Below are 13,971 nucleotides of genomic sequence, written 5' to 3'. Positions count from 1 at the left end.
ATGAACCTGGCACGCTACCGGTTCGTCCTGATCCGCCCGTTGCAACTGCTGCCGGTGCTGCTGGGTATCAGCATCATCACCTTCGTGCTGGTCCGCTCGATTCCGGGCGATCCGGCGCGGGTGTTGCTGGGTGCGCGCAGCACCCCCGATGCGATCCAGAAGATCCGCGCCCAGTTCGGCCTGGACGAGCCGCTCTGGGTGCAGTACCTGTACTTCCTGAAGAACCTGCTCAACGGCGACCTGGGCAAATCGCTGCTGTACAAGATCGATGCCCTGCCCCTGATCGCCAGCCGCATCGAACCCACCCTGATGCTGGTGCTGGGCAGCGTGCTGCTGGCGCTGCTCATCGCCGTGCCGCTGGCCATCCTCGCCGCCCGCCACAAGGGCGGCTGGACCGACAACCTGATCCGCCTGTTCACCACCGCAGGCCTGGGCCTGCCATCCTTCTGGCTGGGCCTGATGCTGATCCTGCTGTTCAGCGTGCACTGGGGGCTGCTGCCGGTGTCCGGTTATGGCCGGACCTGGGCCGACAAGCTGCAGCACCTGGTGCTGCCCTGCCTGACCATCGCCCTGGCGCTGTCGGCGGTGCTGGTGCGCAACCTGCGCGCCAGCCTCCTGCTGGAGATGCAGGCCGACCACGTCACTGCGGCCCGCGCCCGCGGCCTGGGTGAAGGCGCGTTACTGCGGCGGCACATCTTGCCCAACGCTATGGTGCCGACGATCAACCTGCTGGCGGTCAACATCGGCTGGCTGATCAGCGGCACGGTGGTCATCGAGAGCCTGTTCTCCTTGCCCGGCATCGGCCAGTTGCTGGTGCGCGGCATCTTCACCCGCGATTACATGGTGGTCCAGGGCGTGGCCATGGTGCTGGCCTGTGCCACGGTGGCGGTGAACTTCATCGCCGACGTGCTGACCACCGCCCTTGATCCGCGGGTGAAGATCCAATGAGCCGCAGCCACAGCCCCACTGCTTCGATCCGCTGGCGCCTGAGCTGGAACCTGGGCAATGGCCGCCTGACCCTGTATTGCGGCCTGGCCATCGTCCTCGGTTGGTGCCTGCTGGCGCTGTGTGCGCCGTGGATCGCCCCGTTCGACCCGCTGTTGCAGAACGCCGAGCTGCGCCTGGCCGCCCCCAGCCTGGCGCACCCCTTCGGCACCGACAACTTCGGCCGCGACGTGCTGTCACGGGTGATCTGGGGCGCGCGTATCGACTTGCAGATGGCCCTGATCGGGGTGATCTTTCCGTTCCTGCTGGGCACCGGCATCGGCGCCATATCCGGCTACATCGGCGGCTTGCTGGATAACGCCTGCATGCGCCTGATCGACATCGTCCTGGCCTTCCCTTTCCTAGTGCTGATGCTGGCGATCATGGCCATTCTCGGCCCCGGCCTTGGCAGCTTTTACATCGCCATGGCGCTGGTGGGCTGGGTGTCCTATGCACGGCTGATCCGCTCACAGATCCTCGTGCTCAAGCACAGCGACTTCGCCCTGGCCGCCAGGAGCCTGGGTTTTAGCCACCGGCGCACACTGTTCGGCCATCTGTTGCCCAATGCCCTGTTCGGCTCGGTGGTGTTCTGTATGTCGGACGCCGTGCTGGTGCTGCTCAACGGCGCCGCCGTCAGTTACCTGGGCCTTGGCGTGCAGCCACCGACCCCGGAGTGGGGCACGATGGTGGCCGAGGGCCAAAGCTTTATCACCCGTGCCTGGTGGATCTGCACCTTCCCTGGCCTTGCCGTGGTGACCCTGGCCATGGGTTTCAGCCTGCTGGCCGATGGCGTCGCCGAACGCCTTGGAGAGCGCTCATGAGCACACCCTTGCTGCAAGTTCGGGAGCTGAGCGTGATCGCCCGCAACGACCGCCGTGAAGTCACCCTGGTCGAGCGCCTGTCGTTCGACCTTGGCCAGGGCGAGATCCTCGGCCTGGTGGGCGAAAGCGGCTCGGGCAAGACCCTGGCCTGCCGTGCCCTGATGCGCCTGCTGCCCTCGCCCGACCTGCGCATCGAGGGTAAGTCTGTGCACCTGGCGGGCCGCGACCTGCTGCAACTGGACGAGGCCGGTATGCGCCGCCTGCGCGGACGCGAGCTGGGCATGATCTTCCAGAACCCCAGCAGCCACCTGGACCCGCTGATGCGCATCGGCGAACAAATCGCCGAGGGCATCCGCCTGCACCAGGGCGCGTCGCGCCGCGAGGCACGGGCCGAGGCCATCGAGGTGCTGCGCCAGGTCGGCATTCCCGATCCGAAGTTGCGGGTCGACAACTACCCCCACGAGTTCTCTGGCGGCATGCGCCAGCGGGCGATGATCGCCGTGGCCCTGGGCTGCAACCCGAAAGTGCTGATCGCCGACGAACCCACCACCGCCCTGGACGTCACCGTGCAGGCGCAGATCCTGCGCCTGCTGCTGGAGCTGCGTGACCGTCGCGGCTTGTCGATGATTCTCATCAGTCACGACCTGGGGGTGGTAGCGCAGACCTGCGACAGCATCGCCGTGATGTACGCCGGACGGCTTTGCGAGCACGGCGACAAGCACGAGCTGCTGGCCCATCCACGCCATCCGTACAGTGCCGGGCTGCTGGCCTGCCACCCTGCGCAGCAACCCCAGGCGCGGCTGATGAATAGCATTGCCGGGCAACCGCCCTTGCTCGATGCCCTGCCCCCGGGCTGTCGCTTCGAGCCGCGTTGCGCCCAGGCGCTGCCGCGGTGCCGCGAGCAGCTACCGGAGCTGCATGAGAGCGGCCCCGGCCACCGCCTGGCCTGCCACACCCCGCTGCTGGCCGGAGGCCCGTCATGACCACGCTGTTGCAGGTCAATGACCTGCATGTGCAGTTTTCCACCGCCGGCGGCGGCCTGTTCGGCCTGCGCCCGCGCACAATCAAGGCGGTCAACGGCGCCTCGCTGACCCTCGCCGCCGGCCAGACCCTGGGCCTTGTGGGCGAATCGGGCTGCGGCAAAAGCACCCTGGCCCGGGCCATCTTGCACCTGAATCCGGTCAGCGCTGGGCAGGTGCTGTTTGACGGCATCGACATGACCCAGGGCCGCAAGGTCGACATCGCCCGCCTGCGCCGCGAGACGGCGATGATCTTCCAGGACCCGTACGCGGCGCTCAATCCGCGCCAGCGCGTCGGCCAGATCCTCGCCGAAGTCCTCCAGGTGCAGCGCAAGGTGCCTGCCGAACGGATCCCGGCGCGGGTCGCCGAACTGCTCGAGCTGGTCGGCCTGCGCGCCGAGCTGGCCGAACGCAAGCCCGGCTCGCTCAGCGGCGGCCAGTGCCAACGGGTCGGCATTGCCCGGGCCCTGGCCATCGAGCCGCGGCTGATCGTTGCCGATGAATGCGTCGCTGCCCTGGATGTGTCGATCCAGGGGCAGATCATCAACCTGCTGCTGACGCTGCGCGAACGCATGGGCCTGGCGCTGCTGTTCATCACCCACGACCTGGGCGTGGTGCGCCGGCTGTGCGACCGGGTGGCGGTGATGTACCTGGGGCAGATCGTCGAGGAAGGCCCGGTGGATGAGGTATTCGACGCGCCCCATCACCCCTACACCGCCGCGCTGATCCAATCGATCGCCGACATCGACCCGGCCCGCCGCCTGCCAGAACGCCCGCTGGCCGGCGAGCCACCGAGCCCGCTGCAACTGCCGTCGGGTTGCGCCTTCCAGCCACGTTGCCTGCATGCGCTGCCTACCTGCAGCGAAACCGCGCCGCCCAGCCACGTACAGGGTGCCCGGCGCCATGCCTGTATCCATCCGCGGCCGCCGTACTGACCCAACAACCATGACCATCAAACGGAGCTTGAGCATGAAACCCACCGCATTGAAGTTACTCACCGCCGCCGTGCTGGCCGCCAGCACCCTGGCCGCCGGCATGGCCCAGGCAGCCGGCGTGCTGACCATCGGCTGCCGTGAGGAGAGCACCACCTTCGACCCGATCAAGAGCGCGCAGAACCGCGACAGCTGGGTTTTTGCCAACGTCTACGACGTGCTGGTGCGCGTGGACAACAGCGGCACCCGGCTGGTCCCGGGCCTGGCCGAAAGCTGGAAGGTCTCTGACGACGGCCTGACCTATACCTTCAAGATTCGCGAGGCCAAGTTCTCCGATGGCTCGCCGCTGAGCGCCAGCGATGCCGCGTTTTCCCTGCTGCGCATCCGCGACAACCCCGGCTCGCTGTGGGCCGACTCCTATAAGATCATCGACAAGACCGAAGCACCGGACGAGCGCACCCTGGTGGTGACACTGAAGAACAAGTCGGTGCCCTTCCTTGCGCAACTGGCCACCGCCAACGTCTCGATCCTGTCGAAAAAGGCCATGGATGCGATCGGCGAGGAGGCCTACGCCCAGGAACCGGTGACCTCCGGTGCCTTCAAGGTTAAAGAGTGGTTGCGCGGTGATCGGGTGATCCTGGAAAAGAACCCGCACTTCTGGGAGGCCGACAAGGTCAGCCTGGATGGTGTGGAGTGGATCTCCATCCCCGACGACAACACCCGCATGCTCAAGGTCCAGGCCGGCGAGCTGGACTCGGCGATCTTCGTGCCCTTCTCCCGTGTCGATGCCCTGCGCAAGGACCCGAGCCTGACCATTCACATCGACCCTTCGACCCGTGAGGACCACCTGCTCATCAACCACGAGAAAGGGGTGCTGGCACAACCTGCGGTGCGCGAGGCGATTGACCTTGCGATCGACAAGAAAGCGCTGGTGGACACGGTGACCTTTGGCCACGGCGAAGTGGCCTATTCATACATTCCCAAGGGCGCGCTCTATCACAACGCCAACAACCTGCAACGCCCCTTCGACCCGGCCAAGGCCCGCGAGCTGCTGAAGAAGGCTGGCGTCGAGGGGCTCAAACTCAACTACGTGGTCAACGCTGGCAACGAGGCCGACGAGCAGATCGCCGTGCTGGTGCAGAAGCAGTTGGCCGATGTCGGCATCACCGCCAACCTGCAGAAGGTCGATCCGACCCAGAGCTGGCAGATGCTGGTCGATGGCGACTACGACCTGTCGGTGATGTACTGGACCAACGACGTGCTGGACCCGGACCAGAAGACCACCTTCGTGCTCGGTCACGACACCAACATGAACTACATGACCCGCTATCACAACGACAAGGTCAAGGAGCTGGTGGCGGCGGCCCGGGTGGAGATCGACCCGGGCAAACGCAAGCAGATTTATCAGGAGCTGCAGAAGCTGGCCAAACAGGATGTCCACTGGATCGACCTGTACTACAGCCCGTACATCAATATTTCGCGCAGCAATATCCAGAACTTCCTGCAAAACCCGCTGGGGCGCTTCACCCTCGAAGAGACGGTGAAACTGCAAGCCGGTGAAAAGACCGCGCAGAACTGAAGCAGCCAATGCCAGGGCCGTCCATCGGGGCGGCTCCGGCGCTGCATCTGGATGCAGCCGACCTGAAACCTGCTAGAAAAGTTTCATATGAGTCATTTTTAAATCATATGAGTGTCAGAGCTTGGCATTTGCGTCACAATGCCCGCTCAGCTAGCAATGTGAGAAACCTCAATGTCCCTTCCGGTAACCGACGAGCGCCTGCTCAAAGCGTTGGCCAATGCCATCGTCGTCCATCCCCGGGCCACGTTGAAAGAACTGGCCGAAGCAGCGGGTGTCAGCAAGGCAACCCTGCACCGATTCTGCGGCACCCGTGACAACCTGGTGAGCATGCTGGAGAGTCATGGTGAACGGACGCTGAATCAGGTCATCCTCGAGGGCGACCTGAAAAACGCCGAGCCGTTGACCGCCCTGCGCCACCTCATCACCGAGCATCTCAAGCATCGTGAGATGATGGTCTTCCTGCTGTTCCAGTACCGTCCTGACACATTCGACGATAGCGAAGCGAACCGACCCTGGCGATCCTATGCCGACGCCCTGGATGCGTTCTTTCTGCGTGGGCAGCAGGCCGGTGTTTTTCGCATCGACATCAGCGCCGCCATTTTTACCGAGATGTTCTTGAGCATGGTCTACGGCATCGTCGACGCCGAGCGCCGCGGACGTGCGGCCAGCGCAACATCGGTCCAGACTCTGGAACTGCTGTTCCTTCATGGTGCCGTGTCGCCCTGCCAGTGAGCGACTTTCAGCGCTCATAACAAGGCTCTTCAAGGAATCCCGGGGCGCCGCTGTAGAAGCTGAAACATTTAGGCTCTGTACGAAATGTATTGCCGCGAAGCCCATGAAAGAAACAGGCGAACAAGAGGATTTTACTGTTTGTAAAAATAATTCCAAACCCGTTTTCAATTCAGCATGGGCGGACTCTGATGCATTTCGCAGAGGGCTTACACAACGGCGACCAGGCACAAATTCAACAGCCACTAGAAAAATAGATATAATCAATCAACAACAAGGCAACAAAAAAGCCGACCACACAGTGCGTTACAAGCCTCCCCTTGTCTGACATATTCAGCGCTGGAAGTTGATCTCTCTCTGCCATTTCCACTCCGGGATCGTTGAGCACAGCATACGCAAACACAGCTGCATCCTCTCCAAAGTGCTTGTCAAATCTACTCAGTAGACGCTCATGCTGCGGGGTCAATATTGTGGGGTCTGCAGTTTTTGCTAGCAAGAAATCTCTAACATCAACTTTAGAATAGGATATAAATGGGTTGATGGGGACCTTGAGGTATTTGTACATTAAGAAGTTAATTTTTTCTTGTTTCAGCGCATAACTATTTGACCATATCTTACGAGCCCGCCTCCGCCCGACTGCGAGAAAAACTCCTAGCAGTATAAGATCCTTGAGCGTGGCAGGAACTGCAAATGGCAGCCAGCCCGTTAAAAAGTCGACTATAGGATGTAAAACGCTGCGCCATGTAACCGCAATACTATGAATAGCCTGTGGTATTTTTTCGAGAATGACAGCCAAACTCAAGCTAACTGAGCCTACCCATGCAATAGACGTATCCCAAAAAGCTTTCCACGCCTTAAGATCATCAAAGATACTGATAAGACCAACGAACCCTGAGAACTTAAGAAAAAACCCTATAAGAAGGCTTATTGCTCTCCACCTGGCCCCATCCAACAAACAACCCTTTTTTTTCATTATCACCCCGAAGACACGGCTAAATTCACTTCATTATTCTCTTATTATTTTTTTGACCTTTCAAGGCCGGCCAATAGTTTCTCCTGAAGAAATTTCCTGGCTTATGGCTATTTCAATATCTGCTCATTTTCGAATTCTCGCTTTCAAGGGATGCTAGGTGCCCAGAGCTTATCCATTCGATATGGCTGATGCACCTGGCCCCTTCCGCCCTTACGGCACTATGCTGCGCTTCGGGTTCCCTCGCTCCGGTGCCTTGCGGAGCATCGCGGCCTACGACTTGCTACGCCAAGTCTCCGTCTCGCGTCTTCGGCTGATGCCGAAGGTGCTACGCACAGCCCCTCCAGACACCTGCGCTCAGCCTTCTGAAGTCGCAAAGTTACGGGCGGCGTCTGGGCTGGCTTTATCTTCGATTGCCCGTTTTAGGGTGACCGTTACATCCATCGTGGGGCAAGCCCACTCCTACAGGAAGCCGGTAGCGACGCCACAGGAGTATCGTCCCTGTGGACTGCGTGAAGAACCATAAAAAAGCCCCTGGACATGATATCCAGGGGCAGGAGTTGGACAGGCCAACCAAAGGAGCCGTTGCCTAGGCCTTTTTCGACCAGCCCCCGCCCAAGGCGCGGAACAGGTCGACCAGTGCCAGCTGACGCTGTGTGCTGGACTGGATATAGGCCGCTTCATTCACAAAATGGCTGCGCTGTGCATCCAGGTAGCGCAGGTGACTGTCTACGCCGCCTTCATAGCGCGCCTTGGCCAGCGCCAGGGTCGCCCGACTGGTATCAACCAGCGCCCGCCGCGCGATTTCCTCACGGCGCAGCGTATCGGTCGCGGCCAGCGCATCGGCGACTTCACGGAATGCGGTCTGGATCGTGCCTTCATAGGCCGCCACCGCCGAGTCCTTGCGCACCTCGGCCAGGCTCAGCCCGGCACGGTTACGGCCGGCATCGAACAGCGGCAGCGACAGTTGCGGCATGAAGCTCCAGCTACGTGAACCGCCGTCGAACAGCCCGGACATCTGCGCACTGGAGGTGCCAAAGCTGCCGGTCAGAGTGATTCGTGGAAAGAACGCCGCCCGCGCCGCGCCGATATCGGCATTGCGCGCTTGCAGCTGTCGTTCGGCGGCGAGGATGTCCGGACGACGCTCGATCAGTGCCGACGGCGCGCCAGGCATGATGTCCTGTAGCACCATCGGCTGATTCGCTCGCTCGCCCGGAATCACCTTGGCCGCGTCCGCGCTGCCGAGCAGCAACACCAGGGCGTTGTAGGCCTGGCGTTGCTGGCGAAGCGAGGATTCAAGCTGCGCACGGGACTGCTCGACCAGCCCCAGCGCTTCCTGGTGGTCCAGCGCAGTGGCCGCCCCGGCGGCGCGCCGCTGGCCGACCAGTGCCAGCGAGTCCTCTCGACTGGCCAGTGTCTGGCGGGTCAGCGCCAGGCTCCGCTCGGCGCCATCGAGCGTCAGGTAGGTCTGGCTGACCTCAGCGATCAGGGCAATGCGCGCAGCGCGGCCAACCTCCTCGGTGGCCAGGTACTGCGCCAGCGCCGCATCGCTCAGGCTCTTGACCCGACCGAACAGGTCCACCTCGTACTCTGGCAGCGACAGCCCTACCTGATAGCTGCTGTTAACACCTTCACCTGCGTCGTTCGACAACTGCGCAGGTAGGTGCTGGCGATTGCCGGAGGTACCGGCATTTACGCCGGGCAGCCGGTCGGCGCGCTGGATCCGATACTGCGCACGGGCCTGTTCGATATCCAGCAGGCTCTGGCGCAGCGAACGGTTATTGTCCAGCGCGGTACCGACCAGCTGACGCAACACCGGATCGACGATAAACGCCTGCCAGTCCAGAGACTCGACCCTCTGGCCGTGATCTACTGCAGCGCCACCCCACTGTGCCGGCACCGGTGCCTCGGGACGCTGATAGGTCGGCGCCAGGGAACAGCCCGCCAGGGTCAAGGCCAGGACCAACGCAACAACACGATTACCCATGACCATCACTCGTTGACCTCGACAGCATGTTGCACAGGAGCAGGCTTGCTTTTAAGCAACGACAGTACCCAGACGAAACAGATCGGCACGAACACCACTCCCAGCAAGGTGGCGCTGAGCATGCCGCCGATCACCCCCGTGCCGATGGCGCGCTGGCTCGCCGCACCCGCACCGCTGGCAATGGCCAGCGGAACCACGCCGAGGATAAAGGCCATGGAGGTCATCACGATCGGGCGCAAACGCAGGCGTGCAGCCTCGATGGCAGCGTCACGCAGGCTGTAGCCCTTCTCCCAGAATTCCTTGGCGAACTCGACAATAAGGATGGCGTTCTTCGCCGCCAGGCCAATGATGGTGATCAGGCCGACCTTGAAGTACACATCGTTCGGCATGCCGGTGGCCATCACCGCCCACACCGCACCCAGGGCGCCGATCGGCACGATCAGCATCACCGTCAGCGGGATCGCCCAGCTTTCATACAGCGCCACCAGCAGCAAGAACACCAGGACGATGGCGAGGCCGAACAGGCCGGCGGCCTGGCCACTGGACACCTGCTCCTGGTACGAAAGGCCGGTCCAGGCATAACCGATGCCCGGCGGCAGCTCGCTGGCCAGACGCTCCATCTCGGCCATCGCCTGACCGGTACTGTGGCCCGGTGCGGCGTCACCGGCGATACGGATCGACGGGTAACCGTTGTAGCGCACCAACTGCACCGGCCCTTCCTCCCAGCGGGTGGTGACGAAGGCACTGAACGGCACCTGCTGGCCATTGGCGTTGGGCGCATAAAGGCGCAGCACACTTTCCGGCGTCATGCGTTCGCCTTGATCGGCCTGCACCACAACACGCTGCTGGCGCCCGGCATTGGTGAAGTCGTTGATCACCGCCGAGCCGAACGCCGTGGCCAGGGTGTTGTTGATCGCTTCGAAGGAGACGCCCAGGGCGTGAGCCTTCTCGCGGTCGATCTGCAGGCGCAATTGCGGCGCTTCGGCCAGACCTTCCATCATTGCGTAGAGAATCACCGGATTGCCGTTGGCTTGCGCGAGCAACTGATCACGAGCGGCCAGCAGCGCTTCGCGCCCCAGGCCGCCGCGGTCCATCAGGCGCAGGGCGAAGCCGCCGGAGTTGCCCAGGCCGTCGATCGGCGGTGGCATGACGGCGGTGATGGTGCCGTCGCCATTGGCTGCAAACTGCGCGTTGATAGCCGCGGTTTCTGCCTCCGCCGACTGCGCCTTGCTACGCACCGACCAATCCTTGAAGGTTGGGAATGCCAACGCCGCGTTATCACCCTGCCCCGAGAAACTGAAGCCACTGACGATGAACGAACTGGCCACCGCTTCACGCGACATCAGGTAGGTCTCAAGCGCTTGGGCCGTATGATCGGTACGCACCCGGCTGGCGCCCGGCGGCAGCTGGACATCGACAATGCTGTAGCCCAGGTCCTCCGACGGTACGAAGGCTTCCGGCAAACGCAGGTAGGAATAACCGAGCACCACCAGGATGCCGACGTAGGCCAGCATCCAGCGACCCGCACGGGCCACCAGGGCGCTGTTCATTACCGAATAACGCTCGGACAGGCGCGCGAAACTGCGGTTGAACGCACCGAAAAAGCCGCCTTTTTCATGGTGCCCATGGGGCACCGGCTTGAGCAGCGTGGCGCACAGCGCTGGGGTGAAGGTCAGGGCCAGGAAGCCGGAGAACAGGATCGACACTGCCAGCGACACGGAGAACTGCTGGTAGATCACCCCCACCGAACCCGACATGAACGCCAAGGGCAGAAACACTGCGGCGAGCACCAGGGTGATACCGATGATCGCCCCGGACACTTGTCCCATGGCCTTGATGGTGGCGTCCACTGGCGACAGGCCTTCCTCACCCATCAACCGTTCGACGTTCTCCACCACCACGATGGCGTCGTCCACCAGGATGCCGATGGCCAGCACCATGCCGAACATGGTCATCATGTTCACCGAGAAACCGAGCAGTTTCATCACCATCAGCGTACCCAGCAGGCACACCGGCACCACGATCGACGGGATCAGGGTGTAACGCACGTTCTGCAAGAACAGGAACATCACCAGGAACACCAGCACCATGGCTTCGATCAGGGTATGAATCACCTTTTCGATGGCCACGTCGACGAAGCGCGAGGTGTCATAGGGTACCGAGTATTCGACGCCTTCAGGGAAGAACTGCGACAGTTCCGCCAGGCGCTCCTTGACCAGCGTCGCGGTCTGGATCGCGTTGGCGCCAGGCGCCAGTTGCACGGCACCGGCAACGGCCGGATGGCCGTCCAGGCGCGAGGACAGGTTGTAGTTTTCGCTGCCAATGGCCACGCGTGCGACGTCGCCCAGGCGCACACTGGAGCCATCGGGGTTGGCGCGCAGAACGATACCGGCGAAGGCCTCCGGGGTATCGAGCGTGCCCTGCACCGCCAGGGTCGCGGTCAGTTCCTGCTCGCTGGCACCTGGCGTGCTGCCGAAGCTGCCGGCCGGCACCTGGACGTTCTGCGCCCGGATAGCGGTGTTGATGGCGTCGATGGACAGCCCGTAGCCCACCAGTTTCTGCGGATCGACCCAGACCCGCATGGCCGCTTCCGAGGCAAAGAACTGCAGCTTGCCAACCCCCGGCACGCGCAACAGTTCGTTGTTGATGTTGCGGGCGGCATAGTCGGCCAGCGCCGTGGTATCGCCACGCTCACCAGCCTTGCTGGTCAGGGCGTAGATCAGCAGAAAGCCGGAGCTGGCCTGCTCGACCTTCAGCCCCTGCGTCAGCACTGGCTGAGGCATGCGCGCCTCGGCTTTTTTCAAGCGGTTCTGCACATCGACCTGGGCCATGTCCGGCGTGGTGCCTGGCTCGAAGGTCACCATCACCTCGGCAACGCCGTTGGAGTTGTTGGTGGACTCGTAGTACAGCAAGCCCTTGGCGCCGTTGAGCGACTCTTCGATGATGCTGGTCACCGACTCCACCAGCACCTTGGCCGAAGCACCCGGGTAGGTCGCGGTAATGGAAATCTGTGGCGGCGCCACGTTGGGATACTGGGCCACCGGCAGCGCGGGGATCACCAGCAAGCCGGCCAAGGAGATGAGCAGTGCCATGACCCAGGCAAAGTTCGGCCGATTGATGAAGAACTTGGACATTCGCTTTACCCTCGCCTTACTTTGCCGCGGCCTGTTGTGCCTGGGTCGCCAGCACCGGCATACCCGGGGCCAGGCCGGCGGGGCTACCGACGATGACTTGATCACCGGCGCGCAGGCCCTCGATGATCTGCCAGCGCGCGCCCTGCATCACCCCGGTGCGCACACTGCGCGCCTCAGCCAGGCTACCGCTGCCGACCACCATCACCCGCGCCTCGCCATTGCTGTCACGCTGCACCGCGCGTTGCGGCACCAGCAGCGCCTGCTGAGCGGTGCCTTGGGGGGTTCGCACACGCACGTACATGCCCGGCAAGAGGATGCCGTCGGCATTGTCGAAACGACCGCGCAGGGTGACCTGGCCGGTACTTCTGTCGACTGCCACGTCGGTAAACATCAGCGCGCCCTGACGCTGAAAGTCGGTACCCTCTACCTGAGCGCTCAACGCCTTGTCGTCACCGCCAGCCAGGTCGCCATTGTTGAGGGACTGACGCAGGCGCAAGGCGTCCGCCGCTGACTGGGTGAAATCGACATAGATCGGGTCAAGCTGCTGGATACGTGCCATCAGCGTGGCGTCGCCCTGCCCGACCAGCGCGCCTTCGGTGGCCAGAGCCCTGCCGATGCGCCCAGAGATCGGCGCGGTGACGGTGGCGTAGCCCAGGTTCAGGCGTGCAGTCTGCACGTCGGCCTGGCCGGAGCGTACGGCCGCTTGCGCGCTGCGCAGTTCGGCGGTGGCGCTGTCGAAGTCCTGCTGGCTGACCGCCTCGATCTTGACCAGCGGTTCATAGCGCTTGAGCCGTGCCTGGGCCTCCTGCTGCACGGCCTGGGCGCGGGCCAGGTCAGCCTCGGCACGTGCCAGGGCAGCCTTGAAGGGCGCAGGGTCGATCTGGAACAGCACCTCCCCGGCGTTGACGTCAGCCCCCTCTTCGAAGCGCTTGTGCAAAACGATGCCCGGCACCCGCGCGCGCACCTCGGCGACCCGCATGGGCTCAACCCGTCCTGGTAACTCGGAGGCCAGGGCCAACGGCTCAGCCACTACGCTCACGACTTGCACCGGGTAGCTTGTGTTGGCCGCAGCAACCTGCTCCTCAGCCGGGCCGCACCCCGACAATGCAATTGCTCCTGCCAACACAACCATCCTTATTGCACCTGTCTTGCCCATCACTCACCCGCGCCTCGATTGAAAACGGTGCAGATGATGCCGACAAAACCCTAATGAGTCAATTTTGTCTCATTAGAATCCATTTAACACCTGTGAGGTAATTCGCAGACGATCCTCCCTATCCACCCAGCGCAGCGGCCTGCCAAGAGCATGCCGTCGCCCCTTTCGCCATTCTCCAGTGCTTTGTTACCCTGCGAGCACGTTGCATTGGAAGCGCTGGCCTTGCCCTCGCAGCAAGCCCCACTTAAACATCAAGGCAGAATGAAAATTAAACGATCACCCATCGCTTTGCTGGCGATCCTATCTCTTACGCCAACAGCGCCCGCCTTCGCAGACACTGCCAATGGCAAGAACCTCTTCGTGCAAAGGTGCGCCGTGTGTCACGGCGCTGATATCAAAGGGACGGGACCACTGGCCAATAAAAGCAGCCCGCCAACACCTGACCTTACCTCGTCGAACTTCAAGCAACGACTCAAGGCGTACCCGGGCGTTATTGTGTCCTCCGTGATACTTCGCCCCAATGGCAATCTGATTCCCAAAACGTTGCAGCAGAACGGTGTAAAGATACCGCCGCACGCCTGGAGCGTTCAGGATCTGCGCGACCTGAATCAATACATGAGCGATGTGATTTTAAAATCACGACGTGCCTAGCAACCTGCT

The 13,971-nt window shown here is 62.5% G+C and carries 11 protein-coding genes; 7 read left to right on the top strand and 4 right to left on the bottom strand.

What is annotated here, in order from left to right:
• The 6 genes from EXN22_RS13055 to EXN22_RS13030 all read left to right on the top strand — a co-directional run bounded on the left by EXN22_RS13055 (window position 1) and on the right by EXN22_RS13030 (window position 6,067).
• Complete coding sequence (locus tag EXN22_RS13055; RefSeq protein WP_130264444.1) at window positions 1-948, top strand: ABC transporter permease; 948 nt, start codon at window positions 1-3, stop codon at window positions 946-948.
• Window positions 945-1,805, top strand: a complete 861-nt coding sequence (locus tag EXN22_RS13050; RefSeq protein WP_130264443.1) for an ABC transporter permease — start codon at window positions 945-947, stop codon at window positions 1,803-1,805. Before EXN22_RS13055 ends, EXN22_RS13050 begins: the two co-directional genes overlap by 4 nt.
• Entirely contained in the window at window positions 1,802-2,788 is a 987-nt protein-coding gene (locus tag EXN22_RS13045) for an ABC transporter ATP-binding protein (RefSeq protein WP_130264442.1), read from the top strand. The genes EXN22_RS13050 and EXN22_RS13045 overlap by 4 nt, the downstream gene beginning before the upstream one ends.
• Window positions 2,785-3,759 carry an ABC transporter ATP-binding protein gene (locus EXN22_RS13040; protein ID WP_130264441.1) on the top strand — a complete coding sequence of 325 codons (975 nt, stop codon included), beginning with the start codon at window positions 2,785-2,787 and terminating at the stop codon, window positions 3,757-3,759. The genes EXN22_RS13045 and EXN22_RS13040 overlap by 4 nt, the downstream gene beginning before the upstream one ends.
• Before the next feature lie 34 nt (window positions 3,760-3,793).
• Window positions 3,794-5,335 (top strand): ABC transporter substrate-binding protein, encoded by a 1,542-nt coding sequence (locus EXN22_RS13035; protein ID WP_130264440.1) that lies wholly within the window; start codon window positions 3,794-3,796, stop codon window positions 5,333-5,335.
• A 171-nt stretch (window positions 5,336-5,506) separates the two neighbouring features.
• Complete coding sequence (locus EXN22_RS13030; protein WP_130264439.1) at window positions 5,507-6,067, top strand: TetR/AcrR family transcriptional regulator; 561 nt, start codon at window positions 5,507-5,509, stop codon at window positions 6,065-6,067.
• 232 nt (window positions 6,068-6,299) lie between these two features.
• On the opposite strand, the gene EXN22_RS13025 is transcribed toward EXN22_RS13030, so the two are convergent.
• The 4 genes from EXN22_RS13025 to EXN22_RS13010 form a co-directional block, all read right to left on the bottom strand.
• Window positions 6,300-7,037 carry a hypothetical protein gene (locus EXN22_RS13025; RefSeq protein ID WP_130264438.1) on the bottom strand — a complete coding sequence of 246 codons (738 nt, stop codon included), beginning with the start codon at window positions 7,035-7,037 and terminating at the stop codon, window positions 6,300-6,302.
• A 586-nt stretch (window positions 7,038-7,623) separates the two neighbouring features.
• On the bottom strand, window positions 7,624-9,027 hold the full coding sequence (locus tag EXN22_RS13020; RefSeq protein ID WP_130264437.1) for an efflux transporter outer membrane subunit: 1,404 nt from the start codon (window positions 9,025-9,027) through the stop codon (window positions 7,624-7,626).
• A complete protein-coding gene (locus EXN22_RS13015; protein WP_130264436.1) occupies window positions 9,027-12,155 on the bottom strand; it encodes an efflux RND transporter permease subunit in 3,129 nt (1,042 codons plus the stop codon). The genes EXN22_RS13020 and EXN22_RS13015 overlap by 1 nt, the downstream gene beginning before the upstream one ends.
• A gap of 16 nt (window positions 12,156-12,171) precedes the next feature.
• Complete coding sequence (locus tag EXN22_RS13010) at window positions 12,172-13,311, bottom strand: MexC family multidrug efflux RND transporter periplasmic adaptor subunit (protein WP_130264435.1); 1,140 nt, start codon at window positions 13,309-13,311, stop codon at window positions 12,172-12,174.
• Between the two features lie 261 nt (window positions 13,312-13,572).
• On the opposite strand from EXN22_RS13010, the gene EXN22_RS13005 reads away from it, so the two are divergent.
• Window positions 13,573-13,962 (top strand): cytochrome c, encoded by a 390-nt coding sequence (locus EXN22_RS13005; protein WP_130266816.1) that lies wholly within the window; start codon window positions 13,573-13,575, stop codon window positions 13,960-13,962.
• Window positions 13,963-13,971: the final 9 nt, after the last annotated feature.

This window comes from Pseudomonas tructae, assembly GCF_004214895.1.
Lineage (GTDB): Bacteria > Pseudomonadota > Gammaproteobacteria > Pseudomonadales > Pseudomonadaceae > Aquipseudomonas > Aquipseudomonas tructae.
Note: the sequence above shows the minus strand (reverse complement) of the source record. Positions and strands in the feature narration are given on the sequence as shown.

Bases quoted from the DNA above. Each gene is read 5' to 3' on its own strand.
- EXN22_RS13055 (WP_130264444.1), top strand. From the start codon at position 1: ATGAACCTGGCACGCTACCGGTTCGTCCTGATCCGCCCGTTGCAACTG.
- EXN22_RS13050 (WP_130264443.1), top strand. From the start codon at position 945: ATGAGCCGCAGCCACAGCCCCACTGCTTCGATCCGCTGGCGCCTGAGC.
- EXN22_RS13045 (WP_130264442.1), top strand. From the start codon at position 1,802: ATGAGCACACCCTTGCTGCAAGTTCGGGAGCTGAGCGTGATCGCCCGC.
- EXN22_RS13040 (WP_130264441.1), top strand. From the start codon at position 2,785: ATGACCACGCTGTTGCAGGTCAATGACCTGCATGTGCAGTTTTCCACC.
- EXN22_RS13035 (WP_130264440.1), top strand. From the start codon at position 3,794: ATGAAACCCACCGCATTGAAGTTACTCACCGCCGCCGTGCTGGCCGCC.
- EXN22_RS13030 (WP_130264439.1), top strand. From the start codon at position 5,507: ATGTCCCTTCCGGTAACCGACGAGCGCCTGCTCAAAGCGTTGGCCAAT.
- EXN22_RS13025 (WP_130264438.1), bottom strand. From the start codon at position 7,037: ATGAAAAAAAAGGGTTGTTTGTTGGATGGGGCCAGGTGGAGAGCAATA.
- EXN22_RS13020 (WP_130264437.1), bottom strand. From the start codon at position 9,027: ATGGTCATGGGTAATCGTGTTGTTGCGTTGGTCCTGGCCTTGACCCTG.
- EXN22_RS13015 (WP_130264436.1), bottom strand. From the start codon at position 12,155: ATGTCCAAGTTCTTCATCAATCGGCCGAACTTTGCCTGGGTCATGGCA.
- EXN22_RS13010 (WP_130264435.1), bottom strand. From the start codon at position 13,311: ATGGGCAAGACAGGTGCAATAAGGATGGTTGTGTTGGCAGGAGCAATT.
- EXN22_RS13005 (WP_130266816.1), top strand. From the start codon at position 13,573: ATGAAAATTAAACGATCACCCATCGCTTTGCTGGCGATCCTATCTCTT.